At 58.8% G+C, this 20859-nt stretch carries 16 protein-coding genes and 1 tRNA gene; 7 read left to right on the forward strand and 10 right to left on the reverse strand.

What is annotated here, in order from left to right; genetic code table 11:
* Window positions 1-267 precede the first annotated feature (267 nt).
* The gene (locus tag RCI20_RS15110; protein ID WP_306606920.1) at window positions 268-501 is read left to right on the forward strand and encodes a hypothetical protein; all 234 of its coding nucleotides are present in this window, start codon (window positions 268-270) and stop codon (window positions 499-501) included.
* 218 nt (window positions 502-719) lie between these two features.
* Here the strand turns inward: RCI20_RS15110 and RCI20_RS15115 are convergent, their stop codons facing one another.
* Window positions 720-1478 carry a tRNA threonylcarbamoyladenosine dehydratase gene (locus RCI20_RS15115; RefSeq protein ID WP_306606922.1) on the reverse strand — a complete coding sequence of 253 codons (759 nt, stop codon included), beginning with the start codon at window positions 1476-1478 and terminating at the stop codon, window positions 720-722.
* Window positions 1478-2581: an HD domain-containing phosphohydrolase gene (locus RCI20_RS15120; protein WP_306606924.1), complete on the reverse strand. Its 1104-nt coding sequence runs from the start codon at window positions 2579-2581 to the stop codon at window positions 1478-1480. The genes RCI20_RS15115 and RCI20_RS15120 overlap by 1 nt, the downstream gene beginning before the upstream one ends.
* A gap of 137 nt (window positions 2582-2718) precedes the next feature.
* On the opposite strand from RCI20_RS15120, the gene ispB reads away from it, so the two are divergent.
* The 5 genes from ispB to RCI20_RS15145 all read left to right on the forward strand — a co-directional run bounded on the left by ispB (window position 2719) and on the right by RCI20_RS15145 (window position 8227).
* Window positions 2719-3687 carry an octaprenyl diphosphate synthase gene (gene ispB, locus RCI20_RS15125; protein ID WP_306606926.1) on the forward strand — a complete coding sequence of 323 codons (969 nt, stop codon included), beginning with the start codon at window positions 2719-2721 and terminating at the stop codon, window positions 3685-3687.
* 15 nt (window positions 3688-3702) lie between these two features.
* Window positions 3703-3779 (forward strand) — tRNA-Pro (locus RCI20_RS15130).
* A gap of 118 nt (window positions 3780-3897) precedes the next feature.
* Complete coding sequence (gene hflX / locus RCI20_RS15135) at window positions 3898-5253, forward strand: GTPase HflX (RefSeq protein ID WP_306606928.1); 1356 nt, start codon at window positions 3898-3900, stop codon at window positions 5251-5253.
* A gap of 216 nt (window positions 5254-5469) precedes the next feature.
* Window positions 5470-7527, forward strand: coding sequence for a DUF3365 domain-containing protein (locus RCI20_RS15140; protein ID WP_306606932.1), 2058 nt, complete (start codon window positions 5470-5472; stop codon window positions 7525-7527).
* Between the two features lie 37 nt (window positions 7528-7564).
* Complete coding sequence (locus tag RCI20_RS15145) at window positions 7565-8227, forward strand: phosphoglycolate phosphatase (protein WP_306606934.1); 663 nt, start codon at window positions 7565-7567, stop codon at window positions 8225-8227.
* 104 nt (window positions 8228-8331) lie between these two features.
* Here the strand turns inward: RCI20_RS15145 and fba are convergent, their stop codons facing one another.
* The 4 genes from fba to RCI20_RS15165 form a co-directional block, all read right to left on the reverse strand.
* Window positions 8332-9396, reverse strand: coding sequence for a class II fructose-bisphosphate aldolase (gene fba / locus RCI20_RS15150; protein WP_306606936.1), 1065 nt, complete (start codon window positions 9394-9396; stop codon window positions 8332-8334).
* A 45-nt stretch (window positions 9397-9441) separates the two neighbouring features.
* Window positions 9442-10881 carry a pyruvate kinase gene (pyk, locus tag RCI20_RS15155; RefSeq protein WP_306606992.1) on the reverse strand — a complete coding sequence of 480 codons (1440 nt, stop codon included), beginning with the start codon at window positions 10879-10881 and terminating at the stop codon, window positions 9442-9444.
* Window positions 10882-10973: 92 nt separating this feature from the next.
* Window positions 10974-12158, reverse strand: a complete 1185-nt coding sequence (locus RCI20_RS15160) for a phosphoglycerate kinase (protein ID WP_306606938.1) — start codon at window positions 12156-12158, stop codon at window positions 10974-10976.
* Between the two features lie 22 nt (window positions 12159-12180).
* Window positions 12181-13230 (reverse strand): type I glyceraldehyde-3-phosphate dehydrogenase, encoded by a 1050-nt coding sequence (locus tag RCI20_RS15165; protein WP_306606940.1) that lies wholly within the window; start codon window positions 13228-13230, stop codon window positions 12181-12183.
* A 214-nt stretch (window positions 13231-13444) separates the two neighbouring features.
* Here RCI20_RS15165 and RCI20_RS15170 point away from each other — a divergent pair, with 214 nt between their 5' ends.
* Window positions 13445-13954 carry a hypothetical protein gene (locus RCI20_RS15170; protein WP_306606942.1) on the forward strand — a complete coding sequence of 170 codons (510 nt, stop codon included), beginning with the start codon at window positions 13445-13447 and terminating at the stop codon, window positions 13952-13954.
* A 63-nt stretch (window positions 13955-14017) separates the two neighbouring features.
* Here RCI20_RS15170 and gap read toward each other — a convergent pair whose 3' ends face one another.
* The 4 genes from gap to RCI20_RS15190 form a co-directional block, all read right to left on the reverse strand.
* A complete protein-coding gene (gap, locus tag RCI20_RS15175) occupies window positions 14018-15046 on the reverse strand; it encodes a type I glyceraldehyde-3-phosphate dehydrogenase (protein WP_306606944.1) in 1029 nt (342 codons plus the stop codon).
* Between the two features lie 28 nt (window positions 15047-15074).
* On the reverse strand, window positions 15075-17078 hold the full coding sequence (tkt, locus tag RCI20_RS15180; protein ID WP_306606946.1) for a transketolase: 2004 nt from the start codon (window positions 17076-17078) through the stop codon (window positions 15075-15077).
* Between the two features lie 159 nt (window positions 17079-17237).
* Window positions 17238-18251, reverse strand: a complete 1014-nt coding sequence (locus RCI20_RS15185) for a class 1 fructose-bisphosphatase (protein WP_306606948.1) — start codon at window positions 18249-18251, stop codon at window positions 17238-17240.
* A 46-nt stretch (window positions 18252-18297) separates the two neighbouring features.
* A complete protein-coding gene (locus RCI20_RS15190) occupies window positions 18298-20781 on the reverse strand; it encodes an EAL domain-containing protein (RefSeq protein ID WP_306606950.1) in 2484 nt (827 codons plus the stop codon).
* Window positions 20782-20859 lie beyond the last annotated feature (78 nt).

Below are 20859 nucleotides of genomic sequence, written 5' to 3' on the forward strand. Positions count from 1 at the left end.
TTGAGAGCTTCTACAATCGAACGCGCAAGCACTCGCATCTGTCAGGCGTCAGCCCTGATGACTTTGAGGCCAACTTCAAGCAACAAGGCAAAGGTCTCCACTAAATCCTGGGAACTCCAATGCGGCAACAATTCGCTGGGTTGAGAGCTACAAGGCATCGACCCGGGTCATCACAGCCAATCGCCTAACCAGGCAGCGCAATCATCCAACGCCTGTACCGGCCAGGCGACCTTGATCCCGGTATTGCCACGCCGGATTTTGATCCGGATGTCACGCGCTGCTGGAGCAAGCGGCAGTTGCACGCACTCGGGTGGTGTCGCCAGCACGGGCTGGGCCGGCCGCAAGGATCAACATGCGCCGCTCCGGCACTTCGATACCGCGCTCACGCATCCTCCGGCGGACCTGATTGGCGTTAACGCATTGGCCATCGCGATGCCAGCGACCGAGGCGCCCGGTTCCCAACACGCCTCAATCACCACCCGTTTGAGTTCTTCCGGGTGATGCCGCCTACGCCGATTAGGCTTCTAGATTGCCATCGAGAATGTCCACCAGGGTTTTAAAGGGGACACGATCTTCGCGGTTTAGCGCGTCAATTTATAGATGGGTTTGCCGGGCGCTTACTTATAGATGCACATTGCCGAATGAGTTCCGGCGTGATATCTGCGATACCGATCTTGAGCCTAATGCTCAAGGCTCATAATCAGGCAGGTCGGTAGGTATTATTTTTCGATGATAAGACGTATGGCGTGGCTGGCGGCAGCCATGCCGAATACCGAGGTGACGCATACTGAAGAGCCAAATCCGGCACAGCTAAGGCCAGTGGGACCCGCTTCTGCATCGCAACTGTTTGTTTTTTCGGGATAGCGTAGCGGTTCGGTAGAAAAAACGGCAGGAACGCCAAATTTTGCTTGTCGCGGGAAACCGTGTTCGCGGCGCAGACTGGCCCGGACTTTGGCCAGTAATGGATCTTGTACCGTCTGGCTGAGATCGGTGAGGCGTATTTGTGTCGGATCGATCTGTCCACCAGCAGCGCCCGCAACCACAATGGGCAGTTTTCGGTTTTTGCAGTAGGCAACCATGGCCACTTTAACGCGAGCCTGATCTATTGCATCGATAACTACGTCGAAATCCCTGCCGAGCAAGCGGTCGAGATTTTCCTCCGTGACGAAATCCTCAATACAGGTAATTGAGCAGTCAGGGTTGATGCGCTGAATACGTTCAGCCATTGCATCAACCTTGGCCTTGCCATAAATATCGTCAAGCGCATGGATCTGGCGGTTAGTGTTGGATTCCGCAACCATGTCCAGATCAATCAGTGTCAGCTGTCCAAGGCCCGTTCTGGCCAGCGCTTCGGCACACCAAGAACCTACCCCGCCAATTCCAACCACGCAAACATGGGCAGCTTTCAGGCGTGCTTGCCCAGCCGCACCGTACAAGCGCGCAACTCCACTAAAGCGGCGATCACTATTTTCTGTCATCAGCTTTCTATCGTCTTGCGAATAACGGTATTGAAAGGCGCTATCCATTCCGGCGCAAACTGTTTGTCGCAGGCATTGATTTCTGCAATGGCGCGCAATACGGAGCGATTTTTGCCGCGATGAATGTGTTTGAGCATGACGGCTTCAAATGCGTCGACAATCGCCAGAATCTTTGCGCCAGGACAAATCTGCTCGCCAGCCAATTGGTTCGGGTAGCCGCCGCCATCAGGCATTTCGTGGTGCTGGGCGACAATTTCCGCAGCCTTATCCCAACCCGTCATGCGCTGTAAAAGACCTGCGGCATAGCCTGGATGGTTACGTAACAGAGCCTTGTCGGTGTCGTTCATCTTTCCGACCTTTAGCCATGTCGCCTCTGGTAGGAGCATCATCCCGATATCATGCAGGTAGACAGCCGCTTCGAGTTGAACCGGGTCGACCACCTTTGCCCCTGTATTGTTGGTCTCTAGCGCCAAGCGCAGGATACGCATCGTGCGCCCCTTGAATAATGGTGAGCGGCTCTCGAATTGCATGGCGAGCGAGCGAAAAAACTGCAGATCCTCGTTGGCATTTAACTGTTCGGCTTTTGGTATCGCCACTTTGGGCGCTCGACTGGACATTCCTGTGATCACTGGTGGGAAACCTGTCACTGTTTCAATCAGCGTGGCACAAGCAGCATCCACTTCGGTAGCCGGGGTCAATGCAAGCTTTTCCAGGCCTTGGACTAGCCCAAGCAAGCGTAGGTTTTCTGAGGACTTATTCGAAAGTACTGCATCGGTTGCCAGCTCCAGGCGGTCGATGGCCAGTAGAATCAGTTCAGCTAACAGGTCGGAGAAAAGAATTTCCCCCTCGCGGAAGCGGGACATCATCGATTCGATCGGATGGGCTATCGCGGCGCCAAGATCGAATTTGCAAAGTGCAGCATCTCCCTTGATGTTGTGAATGGCACGGAACAAGTCGGCAGTGATTTCACGGTCGCCGGGTGATTTCTTGAGGCGGGCAACATCCCGCTCAACCTCCGGAGCCCGGTCAACCAGTGCATCGGCGAATTCTTCCAGTGCTTCACGATCTTGCACTGTTGGATTAATAATTGCGCGAATGTCCATCCCTGTCTCCCTGCAGTTATAGTTGCCCGAGTTTAGCAAACGGGCCATCTGAACGGCGCATTGCGATAAGCTTTTTGGCCTTGACTGCTTACAGTGAGCCACCTAAGATTCCGCGCTTAACTCAAGAAGCGCTTATCGTGACCCTGGAACAGCTTTATGCCCTTATTGGGCCCGACATGCAGGCCGTTGATGCGGTCATCCGAGATCGTCTTCATTCTGACGTTGTATTGGTTCGGCAGGTTGCTGAGTACATCATCAACAGTGGCGGCAAGCGTATGCGTCCCGCGCTGGTGTTGCTCGCGGCCGGGGCTCTTGGTTACAAAGGCAAGCAGCATCACGAACTGGCGGCTGTAGTTGAGTTCATTCATACCGCGACATTGTTGCACGACGATGTTGTCGACGAGTCCGCTTTGCGGCGTGGGCGGGATACTGCCAACGCCGCGTTTGGTAATGCAGCAAGTGTTCTGGTTGGCGACTTTCTGTATTCGCGTGCCTTCCAGATGATGGTCGACGTGGAAAACATGCAAGTTATGCGCGTGCTTTCCGATGCAACCAATGTCATCGCCGAAGGTGAAGTGCTGCAGTTGATGAATTGTCATGACGCCGATGTCGATGAGGCGCGCTACATGCAGGTCATTCATTACAAGACGGCCAAGCTTTTCGAGGCAGCTGCTCAACTCGGCGGGATTGTTGGTTTGGCAGAGCCCGCCATGGAAGCTGCGCTTGCGTGTTACGGCATGCATCTTGGCACTGCATTTCAGTTGGTCGACGATGTGCTCGATTACTCGGGGCTGGAAGCCGATACTGGCAAGCATATCGGTGATGACTTGGCCGAGGGCAAACCGACCTTGCCACTGATCTATGTCATGCAGCATGGTTCGCCCGAACAGGCGGCATGTGTCCGCAAAGCAATCGAGGAGGGGGGGCGAGATGATTTCCCTGCGGTTCTGGCAGCCATTCATCAGACAGGAGCGCTCCGGCATGCCAGAGCGCGTGCCGAGCACGAGGCAAAACTCGCGAGAGATGCAATTTCTTCGCTAGGGGATTCAATTTATAAAAAAGCTCTGCTACAATTGTCGCTCTTTGCAGTTGAGAGAAATCACTAGGTTTCTTGAAGTCGTCGGAGTGTAGCTCAGCCTGGTAGAGCACTGCGTTCGGGACGCAGGGGTCGCAAGTTCGAATCCTGTCACTCCGACCAAAAATGCAAAGAGAAAAAGCAGTTAGGCCATCCTTTGGGGTGGCCTTTTTGCTTTGTCGGTACCGTTTTCGTTTAGGCGAGTAATATCCAGACTTCGCCCATTTAAAAGCCTTCAGTAATGCAAATAGAAGTTAAGGAAACGCCCCGTTACGCTGTTGTGGCGGCGGTCCAGCTACCTGCGGTGAGTGATGTTGAGTTTGAGGCGTCGCTCGCTGAATTACGTGAGTTGGCAAAAACCCTGGGTTATGAAGTCGTCCATACCTTTGTCCAGAAGCGCGCCGGTTTTGATACGACGGGTTATCTGGGGGTAGGCAAGCGTGAGGAAATTCGGCGCTTTGTCAATTACGATGCCGAGTTTGAGCACCTGCATGGTGCACTGCCAGCGCTTGCCAATCCGGGGGCGCGCGATATTGAAGCCATTTTGGTGGACCACGAGATTTCACCATCGCAGGCACGCAATCTGGAAATTGATGTGGGTTGCGAGGTGATGGACCGCACCATGGTCATCCTGGAGATATTTCATCGCAACGCCCGTTCACGTGCTGCCAAGGCGCAGGTTGAAATAGCTCGCTTGGGCTATATGGCGCCGCGTTTGCGCGAGGCGGCCAAGTTGGCCGGTCCGCAGGGGCGGCAGCGTAGTGGTGTGGGTGGTCGGGGGGCTGGTGAATCGGCAACCGAGTTGGATAGGCGCAAGATACGGGATCGCATCGCCGAACTGCAACTGGAAATTGTCGCCATGGAAGCCGAGCGCAAGACGCAGCGCGCCCGACGCCAGGAACGCCAGAGCTTGGCCAGCGTGGCACTGGTCGGTTATACCAATGCCGGGAAATCGACATTAATGCGGGCTTTGACCGGTAGTGAAGTGCTGGTCGCCAACAAGCTTTTTGCCACGCTCGACACGACTGTTCGGACGCTTTATCCGGAGAGTGTGCCGCGTGTATTGGTCAGCGACACGGTTGGTTTTATCAAGAATCTGCCGCACGGTCTGGTCGCCTCCTTCAAATCGACGCTCGATGAGGCGCTGGATGCGGCGTTGTTGTTGCACGTCATCGACGCCAGCGATCCCGGCTTCGAGCGGCAACTGGAAGTGACTGACAAGGTGCTGGCTGAAATCGGTGCCGATGCCGTGCCGCGTATTCGTGTTTTCAACAAGATTGATCATGTTGGCGATACCGTTGCTCAGGCCGAACGCGAAGCCGCCTTGCGGGTGCAATATCCGGATTGCATCGTAATGAGCGCCCGCCGTCCGGAAGAGGTTGCCGCCTTGCGGCTGAAAATTATTGCGTTTTTCCAGCAAGGTCTGGTCGAGGCCGAGTTATTCCTGCCTTGGTCGGCACAGCAACTGCGCAAGGAAATTTACGCCAGTTGCGAAGTGCTGGCCGAACGGGCCGATGAGGATGGGGCGTTCTTCCTGTTGCGTGGCGAACCGGCCACCGTTGATGCCTTGCGTGAGCAGTTTACCCTGCTGCCTTGAATATCTGTGATTGGCACGACCACCAAAAAGTGCCCGGTCTGGGTGTCGACCGTAGAAGTCGCTGAAAACAGCTGCAATTGGCATATTTGACCGCTGTTTTGCAATGTAAAACGCCAAAAGTTTTCTACCTACGTTTTGCAATGCCAGTGTCTGGAAATAGGTGTAAAGTCTGCACATATCCAGCCTGCATGCGAGGCAAGTCGAGTGAAGTTGCGCTTGAAAATATGGGGAGTGCTTGGGGTCGTATTGCTGGTCGTACTGGCAATCGACCTGACTATTTCCTGGCAGGAGATCCGTGCGGAGCAACGTGTTGAGCAAGAGCTTGACGTACACGCCATGCGCGCCTTGCTGATGGCAACCCGCCGGGTCTACCACCATCAGTTCATAGCCAGCGGCTTGCCAGTCAATGATAGTACGGTGGGTTTTTTGCCGGCACATTCGATGTCGAGAATTTCAGCTGATTACGCCAATTGGACGAATAACGGATATCGCTTCAATAACGTCTCGGATCGTCCACGCAACCCGGCGAATCAGGCGGATCGTTTCGAACTGGTCGCGATCGATTATTTTCGTGCGAATCCAGATTCAAAGGATCGCATGGAGACTATTCTGGATGACGAAGGGCGTGGCTGGTTTCATTACACGGCGCCAATCTGGGTTGAGACGTACTGTCTGATGTGTCATGGCGAAAAGAAGGATGCGCCGCCCAGCATCCAGCGGAGATACAGTGAATCCTATGGTTACAAGCTGGGCGATTTGCGCGGGGTGATGAGTATCAAACTGCCGCTTGATCGCTTTGATGCTGCATTCTGGCAGCGCTGGACCGCGCGTCTGTGGCGTAACCTGGCAGCTTATTTCGCTATTTTTCTGGTTGTCGGCCTGATGGTCGACCGGATGGTGTTGCGTCGCTTGGTGGCATTACGTACTGGCGCTTTGCGCTTGTCGCTTGGCGAACACGATAGTCGTGTGCCGGAAACCGGGCGTGATGAATTGACCGAGTTGGCTCAGGCGTTCAATCAGATGGCGGATAACGTGGCATCCCGGCAAAGGGCATTGGCCACGCAGCGAGACTCGCTCGAGGAAATGGTCGGGGCAAGAACGGCCGAACTTGCGGCAGCAAAGGATGGTGCCGAGGCGGCAAATCGTGCCAAAGGGGCTTTCCTGGCGAATATGAGCCACGAAATCCGGACACCTCTCAATGCCATTACCGGCATGGCTCACTTGATGCGTCGCGCAGGTTTGGCACCCGAGCAACTTGAGCGTCTGGATAAGCAGGATGTGGCCAGTCGTCATCTGCTGGAGGTCATCAATCAGGTTCTCGATTTGTCGAAGATCGAAGCTGGCAAGCTTTTGCTGGAGAGTATTCCCTTTGATCCAGCGGTTATCTTTGAAAATGTGCAATCGATAATCCGGCCCGAAGCGAGCGCAAAAGGACTATCCATTAAGCGCGATTTACCCGTATTGCCGCGTCTTTTGGGCGATCCGACGCGGATTCAGCAAGCCTTGCTCAATTTCGCCGGCAATGCGGTCAAATTTACCGAGGTGGGCGAAGTTCGTTTTTCCGCGCTCATTGAAGAGGAGGTCGCGGGTTGTGTCGTCTTGCGGTTTTCCGTTACCGATACTGGTATCGGTATCGAAGCTGACGCCCTGGCGCGTTTGTTCAATGCTTTCGAGCAGGCTGACAATTCGACGACACGCCAATACGGTGGCACCGGACTTGGTCTGGCGTTGACTCGCAAGCTGGCGCAGGCCATGGGGGGCGATGCGGGCGGGGAGAGTACGCCTGGGCGTGGCAGTTCTTTCTGGTTTACCGTCTGTCTGCCCAAGGCCGAGCCTGCGCCGATGCCAGCCAGGGAAGTGCCACACGATGATGCCGAGGCCGAATTGCGGACGCATCATGCCGGCAAGCGTGTGCTGCTGGCCGAGGATGAGCCGATCAATCAGGAAATCACCGCCATGATGCTCGGTGATGTCGGTTTGCATGTCGTAACGGTCGATGATGGTGTCGCTGCCTTGGAAAAAGCATCCAGCGAACCTTTCGATCTGATCCTGATGGATATGCAGATGCCGAACATGGATGGTCTGGAGGCTACCCGCCGCCTGCGTTCGCCATCGATCAATTGCCGACTGCCGATCATTGCGCTGACAGCCAATGCTTTTGCCGAGGACCGAGTGCAGGCGAGAGCGGCGGGGATGGATGACTTCCTGAGCAAGCCGGTCGATCCCGAGGTTTTTTATCGGCTGTTGCTCAAGTGGCTGCAGGGCAAGCCATAATTCGTCCTGTTTTTACCGGCAGTGCCAAGGACAAAGCATGAAATTCAAATCCGTAACTTTCGATCTCGACGGGACTTTGCTTGATACCGTCGGCGACCTCACTGAAGCTTGCAGACGGATGATGCTCGATCTTGACTTGCCGCCACGCAGCGAAGCAGAAATCCGCAGTTTTGTCGGTCAGGGCATGCTGGTGCTGGTTCGTCGCTGTCTGGATCAGGGCTGCGAGCCTGCGCCAGGACAGATGGAACGTGCCGTGGCGGCTTTCCAGCAGCACTATGCTGCGGTCAACGGTGAAAATACCCGGTTTTTCAGCGGCGTGCGCGAAGGGCTGGCAGCCTGGCAAGCTACGGGCTTGCCGCTCGGTATCGTGACCAACAAGCCGGCGGCGTTTACCGAACCGCTATTGATCAGGACCGGACTGGCGCATTACTTCAGTTGTATCGTTTCTGGCGACACGACGCCGCACCGCAAGCCGCATCCGGCACCGCTGCTGCATGCCTGCGCCGCGTTGGGCAGCGTGCCGGCCGACAATCTGCATATCGGTGATTCGAAGCACGATATCGAAACGGCCCGCCAGGCGGGTTGTACGGTCTACTGCGTGCCCTATGGTTACAACGAAGGTGAGTTGGTGCGGGCCGAAGATTGCGATGCGCTGGTCGCTGACCTCGGTGTGGCCTTGCGCCTGGCGCGTAGCGCCTGACGAAAAGCGCTTGGCGTAAAAGTCTCGACGTAAAAAAACCGCCTGGATGTGCTCCACGGCGGCTTCTGCGGTCAACCTGCCGGAAGGCAGGTTTTTCCGGGCACTTATTTGACGATCTGGTTCAGCTCGCCCTTGGCGTAACGCTCGGCCATCTTTTCCAGCGGGATGACCTTGATCTTGCTGGCCTGACCGGCACAGCCAAAAGCCTGGTAGCGGGCCAGGCAGATTTTCTTGGCGGCTTCGCGGGCCGGCTTCAGGAAATCGCGCGGGTCGAACTTGGACGGGTTTTCGAACAGGTAGCGACGCACGGCGCCGGTCATTGCCAGGCGGATGTCGGTGTCGATGTTGATCTTGCGCACGCCGTGGGCGATGCCCTTGACGATTTCCTCGACCGGCACGCCGTACGTTTCCTTCATGTCGCCGCCGAACTGGCGGATTTCGTCGAGCAGTTCCTGCGGCACCGACGACGAGCCGTGCATGACCAGATGCGTATTCGGGATACGCGCATGGATTTCGGCAATGCGGTCGATGGCGAGAATGTCGCCGGTCGGCTTCTTGGTGAACTTGTAGGCGCCGTGGCTGGTGCCGATGGCGATGGCCAGCGCGTCGCAATTGGTTTGCTTGACGAAGTCGGCGGCTTGCTCGACGTCGGTCAGCAACTGCTCGCGGGTCATGATGCCGTCGGCGCCGTGGCCGTCTTCCTTGTCGCCCATCATCGTTTCCAGCGAACCGAGCACGCCCAGTTCGGCTTCGACCGAAACGCCGATGGCGTGCGAGAACTTGACTACTTCCTTGGAGACGGCAACGTTGTATTCGTAGGACGCGGTGGTCTTGCCGTCGGCCTCCAGCGAGCCGTCCATCATCACCGAGGTGAAGCCGGACTTGATCGCCGCCATGCACACCGCCGGGCTTTGCCCATGGTCCTGGTGCATGACGATGGGCAGGTGCGGGTAGGCTTCGAGTGCGGCCAGAATCTGGTGACGCAGGAAAGGCTCGCCGGCGTATTTGCGGGCGCCGGCCGAGGCCTGCATGATCACCGGGGCGTCAATCTCGCTGGCCGCTTCCATGATCGCCCACACCTGTTCCATGTTGTTGACGTTGAAGGCGGGCAAGCCGTAGTTGTTTTCTGCTGCATGGTCGAGCAGTTGGCGCATGGAAACGAGCGGCATGGGGACTCCTGTGTTCGGTAAGTTTCGGGATTGATTGGTATTTTATTACGGCAGGCTGATCTGGTGCTCGCCAACGCGGACGATCTTCAGCGTGTTGGTGCCGCCCACACTGCCAATCGGTTCGCCGATGGTCAGCACGATCAGGTCGCCGATTTCGACAACGCCGCGCTCGATGAGCAGGCTTTCCGCCTCGGCCAGCAACTGGTCGCGGTCGGTGTGTTGCTGGCGCATCAACAGCGGGCGTACCTCACGATACAGCGCCATGCGTGACAGTGCGCCAGTATCCGGGGTCAGCGCATAAATCGGCACACCGCAATTCATCCGGCTCATCCACAGCGCGGTCGAGCCGGACTGGGTCAGCGCAGCGATGGCCTTGACCTTCAAATGGTGGGCGGTCCAGATCGCAGCCATGGCAATCGACTGGTCGATGCGGGTGAACACGCGGTCGAGGAATTCGCGGTCCAGCGTGACTTCGGTCGACCGTTCGGCCTCGACGCAAATGCGTGCCATCGATTCGACGGTTTCCACCGGGTATTTGCCGGCTGCCGTTTCAGCCGACAGCATCACTGCATCGGTGCCGTCGAGCACCGCATTGGCCACGTCGGAGACTTCGGCGCGGGTCGGCACCGGCGAGCTGATCATCGATTCCATCATCTGCGTCGCCGTGATCGCCAGCTTGTTCTTGTCGCGGGCCATGCGGATCATGCGCTTCTGCAGCGCCGGCACGGCGGCATCGCCGACTTCGACCGCGAGATCGCCACGGGCGACCATGACGCCATCCGAGGCATCGAGAATTTCAGCCATGTTGGTCACTGCTTCGACGCGCTCGATCTTGGCGATCAGCACCGCGTCGCTGCCGGCAGCGCGCAGCAGCTGGCGGGCCATGTACATGTCGGCGGCGCTCTTGGGGAAGGAGACAGCGACGAAATCGACGCCGATTTCAGCGGCGGTCTTGATGTCGTCCATATCCTTGGCGGTCAGCGCCGGCGCGGTCAGGCCGCCGCCCTGGCGATTGATCCCCTTGTTGTTCGACAAGTCGCCACCGACGATGACGCGGGTGTGGATTTCCGTGCCGCGCACCGCGTCGACCACAAGTTTCAGCCGGCCATCGTCGAGCAGCAGGATATCGCCGGGCCGTACGTCTTTCGGCAGATCCTTGTAGTCGAGGCCAACGCGTTCCTGGTTGCCCAGCTTGCAGGCGGCATCGAGAATGAAGGCTTCGCCGGCCTGCAGCACAATCTTGTCGTTCTCGAACTTGCCGACACGAATCTTCGGCCCTTGCAGGTCGCCGAGAATGCCGACAATACGACCATGTTTGGCCGCTGCAGCGCGCACGCTTTCGGCCCGCGCCCGGTGGTCGGCAGCGCTGCCGTGCGAAAAGTTCATGCGCACGACGTCGACGCCGGCCTGCACCATGCGCTCAAGCACTTCCGGTGTCGACGAGGCGGGGCCCAGGGTGGCAACGATTTTCGTATGGCGGGTCATCATGTCTCTACTCCCTTTCTTATGGTTTTTGACCGGTTGACCGCAGCAACTGGAAACCAGCGCTTTTTTTGCGGTCAACCGGCCGGCAAGGCTTATTTTGCGGCGCGTTCTTCAAGTACGGCGATGGCCGGCAGCGTCTTGCCTTCAAGGAATTCCAGGAAGGCGCCGCCACCGGTCGAGATGTAGCCCACGTCGTCGGCGATGTGGAACTTGGCGATGGCGGCCAGCGTGTCGCCACCGCCGGCAATCGAGAAGGCTTCGGAGTGGGCGATGGCCGACGCCATCATCTTGGTGCCGCCGGCAAACTGCGGCAGTTCGAACACGCCGACCGGGCCGTTCCAGACGATGGTGCCGGCGTGAGCGATGATTTCGGCCAGCTTGACGGCGGTCTTCGGGCCGACGTCCAGGATACGGTCGTGGGCGCTGACATCGTCGACGGAAATCTTGTTGGCGCGGGCCAGGGCGGAGACTTCGTCGGCTACCACGACATCGGTCGGCAACGGCACTTCGGCGCCGCGTTCGCGCATGATGTCCATGATGGCGTGTGCTTCCTTGACCAGATCCGGTTCGGCCAGCGATTCACCAATGCGCTTGCCGGAGGCGAGCAGGAAGGTGTTGGCGATGCCGCCGCCCACGATCAGTTGATCGACCTTGTCGGCCAGCGATTTCAGGATGGTCAGCTTGCTGGACACCTTGGAGCCGCCGACGATGGCGACCAGCGGGCGTTTCGGGTTGTGCAGTGCTTTGCCGAGTGCATCGATTTCTGCACCCATCAGGACGCCGGCGCAGGCGACCGGTGCGTACTTGGCCATGCCGTGGGTCGTCGCTTCCGCCCGGTGGGCGGTGCCGAAGGCGTCGTTGACATAGACGTCGCACAGCTTGGCCATTTTCTGCGCCAGCTCGTCGTTGTTCTTTTTTTCGCCCTTGTTGACGCGGCAGTTTTCGAGCAGCACGACTTCGCCCGGCTTGACCTCGAAATTGCCGTCTACCCAGTCGGCGATCAGGCGCACCGGCAAGTGCAGCATCTGACCGAGACGAACCGCCACCGGCATCAGGCTGTCGTCCGGGTTCAGTTCGCCTTCGGTCGGCCGGCCGAGGTGCGAGGTGACCATTACGGCTGCACCTTTTTCCAGACAATACTTGATCGACGGCAGCGAAGCCCGGATTCGGGTGTCTTCGGTGATGTTGCCGGCTTCATCCTGCGGCACGTTGAGGTCGGCGCGGATGAACACGCGCTTGCCGGAAACATCGAGGTCGGTCAGTTTGATGACGTTCATGGTCTTCTCCAGAAGATGGGTTTTATTGTTGATCGGTCCAGTGGCGCGACCAGTGGTCGGCGATTTCCAGCATGCGGTTGGCAAAGCCCCATTCGTTGTCGAACCAGACGAAGAGGTTGAGCAGGTGACTGCCGGCGGTGCGTGTCTGGCTGCCGTCGACAATGGCCGAGTGCGGGTCGTGGTTGAAATCGATTGAGGCGTGGGCCTGTTCCGAGTAGGCGATCAGGTGTTTGAGCGAACCACCGGCGGCTTCGTGCAACAAGCGGTTGGCGCTGCCGGCATCGACCGCCTGGCGTGTCGTCAGCATCATGTCGATTGCCGAAACATTGAGTGTCGGCACCCGGATCGCCTTGGCGGTGACCCGGCCGGTCAGGCTTGGCAGCAGTCGTTCGACACCGCGCGCCAGGCCGGTCGATACCGGGATGATCGACTGCATGGCGGAGCGCGTGCGGCGCAAATCGGTATGGTGGTAACCATCGATCAGCGGCTGGTCGTTCATCACGGAGTGCAACGTCGTCAGCAGCACCTGATCGACACCGAATGCACGGTCGATCAAGTCGAGCACGGGGACCACGGCATTGGTCGTGCAAGATCCGGCAGAAACCAGTTTTTCCCGGCCGGTCAGGGCATCCAGATTGATCCCGTTAACGATGGTGGCATCGACGTCGTCGGCCGACAGGGCCGGGTGAGAGAGGAGCAAGCGCGGGCAGCCGGCATCGAGAAATTGGCCGAGTTCGGCCCGTCGACCGTAAACACCGGAACATTCGACCAGCAGGTCGATATCCAGGGTATTCCAGGCAACGCCTTCCGGGGTGTGGGCGTGGCTGACCGCAATCTTGCGGCCGTCGATGCAAAGCTGCCCCGGCGCCGTGTCGACGCGGCCGGGGAAACGCCCGTGCGTCGAGTCATATTCGGTCAGATAGGCCATGCTCGCGAGGTCGGCCGGTTCATTGATCGCTACGACGGAAAGCCGTTGTGCTGCGGTCGACGCTTGCACAGCCCGCAAAAAGCAGCGGCCGATACGACCATAACCGTTGATGGCAAGACGAAAGGGGGGGCGAGAGTCGGGCACGCGGGCCAAGCGGAGGTGAACAATGCAACATTTTACCGCGTTGGCGTCTGAAATCCGAGCGCTGAAGGCATTCCGGACGGCATGGCAGCGGCAAGAATTGCCGGTGGCTTTCCGGAAATATGAGCTGCATAGGCGAGTGACGGGGAAAAATGCTTGCGTGTTGGGCAGGTATGCAAATTGCAGTTGGTTTCGGGTGAATTCGCAGGAGAGAAATATGAAAATCGACTCAGACTATTCCGTAGGGAAAAGCGTGGCGGGACGCAGCCGTGGCGTAACGGATGGCGATGACTTTGCCAAGGCGCTGGCGCAAGCCGCCGGGGAGCGGGAGGTGGGCGCCAAGGAAACAACGAAGCGCCAGAAAACGCCGGAGGAACGAACTGCTGAAATGCGCCAGGCGCATGCGGCACAGGTCAAGGAATTGCAGGAGTTCTTGGATAAGCCTCTGGCTGTTCATTTGCGTGAGGCCGTGATGAAAAAAATGGGGGTGACTGAAGAAAAGCTGGCGGCAATGTCACCGGAGCAACGTCAGGCGATTGAGGCGGAAATCAACCGGCGGGTGCGTGAGCAGTTGCTGGGCAAGAAAGAGGAGGGTGATCAGCCAGCCATGGATGCGCTGCAACAACCGCTTCAGACGGGGCAGGCATCAGCCTCTCCGTTACCCGGCGGCAGTGCGGCACTGGATGCATTGATCGCCCAGATGGCGATGCCGCAAGCGGTTGCTTAGGTTTTTCCTCGTCGAATAAAAAACGCCGGCGTGGGCCGGCGTTTTTGTTCACTCTGTTGCCGCTTACTTGGCGGCCATCCAGGCGCGGGCGGCGTCGAGCATGCGGCAGGAGTAACCCCACTCGTTGTCGTACCAGGCCAGGACCTTGACCAGCACCGAACCGTCTTCACCCTTGATGACGCGCGTCTGGGTGGCATCGAAGGTCGAGGAGACGGTGGTGTGGTTGAAGTCGGAGGAGACCAGCGGCTCGTTGTTGACGTCGAGGATGCCCTTCAGCGGTCCGTTGGCGGCAGCGGTCATCAAGGCGTTGATTTCTTCCTTGGTGGTGGCGCGCTCGGCGGTGAAGGTCAGGTCGACCAGCGAAACGTTGATGGTCGGCACGCGCAGGGCGAAACCATCGACCTTGCCGACCAGTTGCGGCAGCACCAGACCAACAGCCTTGGCGGCGCCGGTCTTGGTCGGGATGATGTTGGCGGCGGCGGCACGGGCGCGGCGCAGGTCTTTGTGGCGGACATCCACCGTCACCTGATCGTTGGTGTAGGCGTGGATGGTGGTCATCAGGCCCTGCTTGATGCCGATGGCGTCAGACAGGATCTTGGCAACCGGGGCCAGACAGTTGGTGGTGCACGAGGCGTTGGAGACAACGGTCATGTCGGCCTTCAGGGCGCCTTCGTTGACACCCATGACGATGGTCGTGTCGACGTCGTCGCCACCGGGGGCGGAGATCAGCACGCGCTTGGCGCCCTGTTCGAGCAGCGCGGCAGCCTTGGCCTTGGTGGTGTAGGCGCCGGTGCATTCGAGCAGCAGGTCTACACCGTGATCGGCCCAGTTGATGTCTTTCGGGTTCTTGGTCGAGTAGAAAGCGATGCGCTTGCCGTCGATGATGATGCAGTTTTCGCCATCGGTCTCGACGCTGGTGCGGAAGCGGCCGTGCGTGGTGTCGTACTTCAGCAGGTGGGAATTCGTTGCCAGATCGCCCGAAGCGTTGATGGCGACGACGTCGAATTCATTCTGCAGACCCTGTTCGTAGATGGCGCGCAGCGTGCAGCGACCGATACGACCAAAACCGTTGATAGCAACCTTGATAGCCATGTGATTTCTCTCTTTGTTGAATTTAAAATCAGGACAAAAGTTCTTTCGCCGTCTTGACGACATTGGCGACGGTGAAGCCGAACATTTCGAACAACTGGCCAGCCGGCGCCGATTCGCCGAAACGGTCGATGCCGATCACTGCACCGTGCAGGCCGACATACTTGCGCCAGAAATCCGGATGCGTGGCTTCGATGGCAATGCGTTTCTTGCAGCCACCGAGCACGGCAGCTTTGTATTCGGCGCTCTGGCGATCAAAGACGTTGGTACAAGGCATCGAAACGACACGGGCCTTGATGCCTTCGTCGGCCAATGCGGCCTGGGCGTCGAGTGCCAGCTTGATTTCGGAGCCGGTGGCGATCAGCGTCAGTTGGGCATCGGCGCATTCGGCCAGCACGTAGCCGCCCTTGGCGATGTCGGCATCGGCTGCGTTTTGCGTGACGGTCGGCAGGTTCTGGCGCGACAGGGCGAGCAAACTGGGCCCATTCTTGCGGTCGACCGCAGAAATCCACGCAATTGCCGTTTCGGTCGCATCGGCCGGACGCCAGACATCGAGGTTCGGGATGATGCGCAGGCTGGGAATGTGTTCGACCGGCTGGTGTGTCGGACCATCTTCGCCGAGGCCGATGGAATCATGGGTATACACCATGATCTGGCGCTGTTTCATCAGCGCCGCCATGCGGATCGCGTTGCGTGCGTAATCGGAGAAGACCAGGAAGGTTGCGGTGTAGGGAATCAGGCCGCCGTGCAGTGCCAGGCCGTTGGCAATGGCGGTCATGCCGAATTCACGTACGCCGTAGTAGCAGTAATTGCCGCCTTCTGTGCGGGTGACGCCCTTGCTGCCCTTGACGAAGGTCAGGTTGGAACCGGCCAGGTCGGCCGAGCCACCGAAGATTTCCGGCACGGCCGGGACCAGCGCGGCGATGGCGTTTTGCGATGCCTTGCGGCTGGCGATGTTCTCGGCCTTGTCGCGGCAAGCGGCGAGGTAGGTGGCCTTGGTGGCTTCCCAGTTGGCCGGTAGTTCGCCTTTGATGACACGACGCTCGAACTCGGCAGCGAGTTCCGGGAAGGCGGCACGGTAGTTGCCCAGGCGGCGCTCCCAGTTTTCCTCGAAAGCGGCACCGCGCACCTTGCCGTTCCAGGCAGCGTAGACGTCGCCGGGAATTTCAAACGCCGGATGGTTCCAGCCGATATAGGCGCGCGCCGCGGCAATTTCATCCTTGCCGAGTGGGGCGCCGTGGCAGTCATGGCTGCCCTGCTTGTTTGGCGAACCGGCACCGATGACGGTGCGGCAACAGATCAGGCTCGGTTTGTCGGTGACTGCCTTGGCAGCGAGCAGCGCACGCTCGATGGCTTCCGGATCGTGGCCGTCGACATTGGCCACGACATGCCAGCCGTAGGCTTCGAAGCGCTTCGGCGTGTTGTCGGTGAACCAGCCTTCGACATGGCCGTCGATGGAAATGCCGTTGTCGTCCCAGAAGGCAATCAGCTTGCCCAGGCCGAGCGTGCCGGCCAGCGAACAGGCTTCGTGCGACACGCCTTCCATCAGGCAGCCGTCGCCGAGGAAAGTGTAGGTGTGGTGATTGACGATCTCGTGGCCGGGGCGGTTGAACTCGGCGGCCAATACCTTTTCGGCCAGCGCGAAGCCAACCGCATTGGTGATGCCCTGGCCGAGCGGGCCGGTCGTGGTTTCGACGCCCGGCGTGTAGCCGTATTCCGGGTGACCCGGTGTCTTGGCGTGCAGTTGGCGGAAATTCTTCAGGTCATCGATCGACAGATCGTAGCCAGTGAGGTGCAGCAGCGCGTAAATCAACATCGAACCGTGGCCGTTCGACAGCACGAAGCGGTCACGGTCAGGCCATGCCGGATTTGCCGGGTTGTGGCGCAGATGGCGCCGCCACAGCACTTCGGCGATTTCAGCCATACCCATCGGGGCACCCGGATGGCCCGAGTTGGCTTGTTGCACGGCATCCATGGCCAGGGCGCGGATGGCGCCGGTCAGAGGGTTGAACTTGGGGGGGATGCTGACGCTCATGATCCGAAATCCAGCCTGCTTAAAAGCGTGAATTATCGGCGAAAAGTGCCGTTTTGGATAGGCTTGACGGGGATCGTGCGACAGTGATGTGGCTGGATACGCGGGGTTTGGCGCGCTTGATTTGGCACGACCAGCCGGGCTGGCCGTGCCGTGGATGCCTCAAGCTGTGTGGTAAGCCGTAGCCCGGTCGACCTCGTTTTTCGACCCGAGAATGACCGGTACGCGTTGGTGTAGTTTGTCCGGGATGATATCAAGAATCCGCTGGGTGCCGGTGGTCGCTGCGCCGCCGGCCTGTTCGACCAGGAATGCCATCGGGTTGGCTTCGTACATCAGACGCAGTTTGCCGCCCTGGGCGCGCATCTTGCTGTCCATCGGGTACATGAAAATGCCGCCGCGCGTCATGATGCGATGCACGTCGGCCACCATCGAAGCTACCCAGCGCATGTTGTAATCCTTGCCGAGCGGGCCTTCCTTGCCGGCAACCATTTCATCGACATAACGTTTTACTGGGGCTTCCCAGAAACGCTGGTTCGACATGTTGATGGCAAACTCCTTGGTGTCGGCTGGAATCTGCACGTTTTCCTGGGTCAGGATGAACTGTCCCTGTTCGCGATCAAGCGTGAATACGACGACGCCATCGCCGACACTCAGAACCAGCAGGGTGGTCGGGCCGTACACCGCGTAGCCGGCCGCCACTTGTGTCGTGCCGGGTTGCAGGAAGGCCTTTTCGGCAATTTCCGGGGTCGACAGGTCAGCGTCTTCCGGTGCCTTCAGAACGGAGAAAATCGTGCCGATCGAAACATTGACGTCGATGTTCGATGAGCCGTCGAGCGGATCGAAGGTCAGCAGGTATTCGCCCTTGGGGAAACGATTCGGCACCAGATGTGGCAGGTCCATTTCCTCCGAGGCCATGGCGGCGAGATGGCCGCCCCATTCGTTGGCTTCGAGCAGGATTTCATTGGACAGTACATCGAGTTTTTTCTGCGCTTCGCCCTGGACATTGTCGCTACCGGCTTCGCCGAGCACGCCACCGAGGCCGCCCTTGCCGATGGCAATTGAAATGGCCTGACAGGCGCGCGAAACGACTTCGATCAGGAATTTGAGATTGGCCGGAATGCGGCCCTTGTTGCGGTGCTCTTCGGTCAGATAGCGAGCCAGCGTGCGCTGTGCCATGGAAACTCCGGACAGGAAAGGATAAACGGGATTGGAGGGGCGGATTTTACTCCGCCCAGCGGGCGGCGTGCAGGAACGCGAAGGCGGCACCACCGGTCAGCGGTTTGCTGAACAGGTAGCCTTGTACTTCGTCGCAGCCATTCGAGCACAGCAGGTCTAGCTGATCGGCTGTTTCCACGCCTTCGGCGATGACGTTGAGACCCAGCGAGTGAGCCAGTGCAATGGTGCCGAAGGCGATGGCCCGGTCATTCAGGTCGTGTTCGATATCGCGGACGAATGAACGGTCGATTTTCAGGTGGTCGATCGGGAACAGCTTCAGGTAAGCCAGCGAGGAGTAGCCGGTGCCGAAGTCATCGATGGCCAGGCTGACGCCCATGCGGCCGAGGCGCTCGAGAATCAGGATGGCTTCCTTGGGGTTTTCCATCACCGAGCTTTCGGTGATTTCCAGTTCCAGCAGTTCAGCCGGCAAGCCCGATTCGGCGAGCGCACCAGCGACCGTTTCGCAGAAGTCGCGGCGGCGAAGTTGTCTGGCCGAGACGTTGACCGCAACACGCAGTGGGCGCAGGCCGTTGTCGATCCAGTGCTTCATTTCGCGACAGGCGGTATGCATGACCCATTCGCCGATTTCCACAATCATGCCGGTTTCTTCTGCGACCGGAATGAAGCGCTCGGGAGAAATCATGCCGTCGGTCGGGTGGTGCCAGCGCAGCAGGGCTTCGACGCCGGTCGGGCGCGAACTGTCGGCGCGGAATTGCGGCTGATAGACCAGTGCCAGTTCGTTGCGACTGATCGCGTGGCGCAGTTTGCGTTCGATATCGAGTCGCTCGGAGGCCACCTCGTTCATGTCGGCAGCAAAAAACTGGTAATTGTTCCGGCCGACCGCCTTGGCGTGATACATCGCCGTGTCGGCGTTCTTCAAAATGGTGTCGCCATCCGGGCCGTCATCGGGGAACAGGCTGATGCCGATGGAGGGGCTGGTGTGCAGTTCGTGGCCGTTCGCTTCGATGGGGGAGTTCAGCGCATTGACGATTTTGCTGGCGACCAATGCGGCATCGGCCGGATTGGTGATGCCGGGCAGGATGACGACGAACTCGTCGCCGCCGAGTCGTGCGACGAAATCCGTTTCACGCACCACGCCGGACAAACGACAGGCGACTTCGCGCAGCATCTCGTCGCCCACCTGGTGGCCCAGCGTGTCGTTGATGATCTTGAAGCGATCAAGATCGATGAACATGATGCCGATTTTCCAGTCGTGACGCCGGGCTTCGGGCAGCAGTTGCCCCAGGCGCATGAGCAAGGACAGGCGGTTGGGTAGTCCGGTCAGCGAGTCATGCTGGGCAATATGCTGCATGCGCGCTTCGGCTTCCTTGCGCTCCGTGATATCGGCAAAAATCCAGATGTAATGCCTGGGCAAGCCACCATCATTTTCGTCAATTCGGCTGACCCGGAGGCTCGCTGGAAAGGTTTTTCCATCGCTTCGCCCGAGTGCAAGTTCGCCTCGCCAGGCGCTATGCAGACTCAGGTCGGCACGCAATTGCTGGATTTTCCAGTGCTCGTCTTGCGTCAATAAGTCGAATACCGACGAGCCGATCAACTCATGGGCGCTGCGCCCCGTCATGCCTGTTGCTGCCGGGTTGATCGAGAGTATCAGGAAGGTTTCGTCGGTGACGACGATGCCGGCCGGGGTGTGATTGAACACGACCTGGGCCAGTTGTTCGCGCTCGGCGCTGGTTCGTCGCTCGGTTACGTCGGTGTAGATCGTGACAAAGCTGCCATCGTTGAGCGGTACACCGCGGATGTCCAGTGTCTGTCCATTCGGCCGGGTTCTTTCAAAGTGATGGGCGGAAGGGTGGCGGGCGCGAGCCAGCAGTGAGCGGACAATCGGTTCGACTTCTCCCGGACCATATTCACCCCGTTCGGCATTGAAGCGGAAAATCCGCTCCATGGTGACGGGGGGCGACTCCAGCAGATTCTCGGGGAGTCCGAGCAATTGCAGGAATTCCTGGTTGTGCAGCAGAAGGTTTTGTTCCTTGTCGAACAGCGTGACGGCGCAGGGGATCGATTCGATCACCGTTTGCAGCAGATCGTGCTGGTTGCGCAACTGTTCTTCCGCCGCCTTGCGCTCGGTAATGTCGGTGTACGTGGTAATGAAGCCGGCGAGGCGGTTGTTGATCAGCAGTGGTTCGCCGTGTACCAGATGGGTACGCCCACTTGGCCGGGTTCGCTCGAAACGATGCGGATGAAACCCCTTTGCCAGTGCGGTAATGCGTTGAACGTGTTCTTCCGGGTCGCCCGGGCCGTATTCGCCTCGTTGGGCAGGAATCCGGATCAGCTCGGAAAAACTAACGCCGTCATAGACCGTGTCTGGCGGGATGTCGAGTACTTCAATGAAGCCTTGGTTCCAGACCCGTAAGCGCAGCTTTTCGTCAAAGACACTGATGCCTTGAGGCATGCTTGACACCACCGCCTGCAAGTAGGCGAAGCGAAGCTGAGGATCTTCGGCAGCGGCGGATGTGTCGTTGATATTCAAGGATGGGCCTGGATTGTCGCAATTCAGTTAATCAATAATAACCGATGCACTACCACCAGCGGTGCATCATCTGCCGGC

Origin of the sequence: Azonexus sp. (assembly GCF_030824335.1) — a bacterium.
In the GTDB taxonomy this organism is placed as follows: domain Bacteria; phylum Pseudomonadota; class Gammaproteobacteria; order Burkholderiales; family Rhodocyclaceae; genus Azonexus.

Bases quoted from the DNA above. Each gene is read 5' to 3' on its own strand.
- RCI20_RS15170 (WP_306606942.1), top strand. From the start codon at position 13,445: ATGAAAATCGACTCAGACTATTCCGTAGGGAAAAGCGTGGCGGGACGC.
- RCI20_RS15160 (WP_306606938.1), bottom strand. From the start codon at position 12,158: ATGAACGTCATCAAACTGACCGACCTCGATGTTTCCGGCAAGCGCGTG.
- RCI20_RS15110 (WP_306606920.1), top strand. From the start codon at position 268: ATGTCACGCGCTGCTGGAGCAAGCGGCAGTTGCACGCACTCGGGTGGT.
- fba (WP_306606936.1), bottom strand. From the start codon at position 9,396: ATGCCGCTCGTTTCCATGCGCCAACTGCTCGACCATGCAGCAGAAAAC.
- gap (WP_306606944.1), bottom strand. From the start codon at position 15,046: ATGGCTATCAAGGTTGCTATCAACGGTTTTGGTCGTATCGGTCGCTGC.
- pyk (WP_306606992.1), bottom strand. From the start codon at position 10,881: ATGACCCGCCATACGAAAATCGTTGCCACCCTGGGCCCCGCCTCGTCG.
- hflX (WP_306606928.1), top strand. From the start codon at position 3,898: ATGCAAATAGAAGTTAAGGAAACGCCCCGTTACGCTGTTGTGGCGGCG.
- RCI20_RS15115 (WP_306606922.1), bottom strand. From the start codon at position 1,478: ATGACAGAAAATAGTGATCGCCGCTTTAGTGGAGTTGCGCGCTTGTAC.
- RCI20_RS15185 (WP_306606948.1), bottom strand. From the start codon at position 18,251: ATGGCACAGCGCACGCTGGCTCGCTATCTGACCGAAGAGCACCGCAAC.
- RCI20_RS15120 (WP_306606924.1), bottom strand. From the start codon at position 2,581: ATGGACATTCGCGCAATTATTAATCCAACAGTGCAAGATCGTGAAGCA.
- RCI20_RS15145 (WP_306606934.1), top strand. From the start codon at position 7,565: ATGAAATTCAAATCCGTAACTTTCGATCTCGACGGGACTTTGCTTGAT.
- tkt (WP_306606946.1), bottom strand. From the start codon at position 17,078: ATGAGCGTCAGCATCCCCCCCAAGTTCAACCCTCTGACCGGCGCCATC.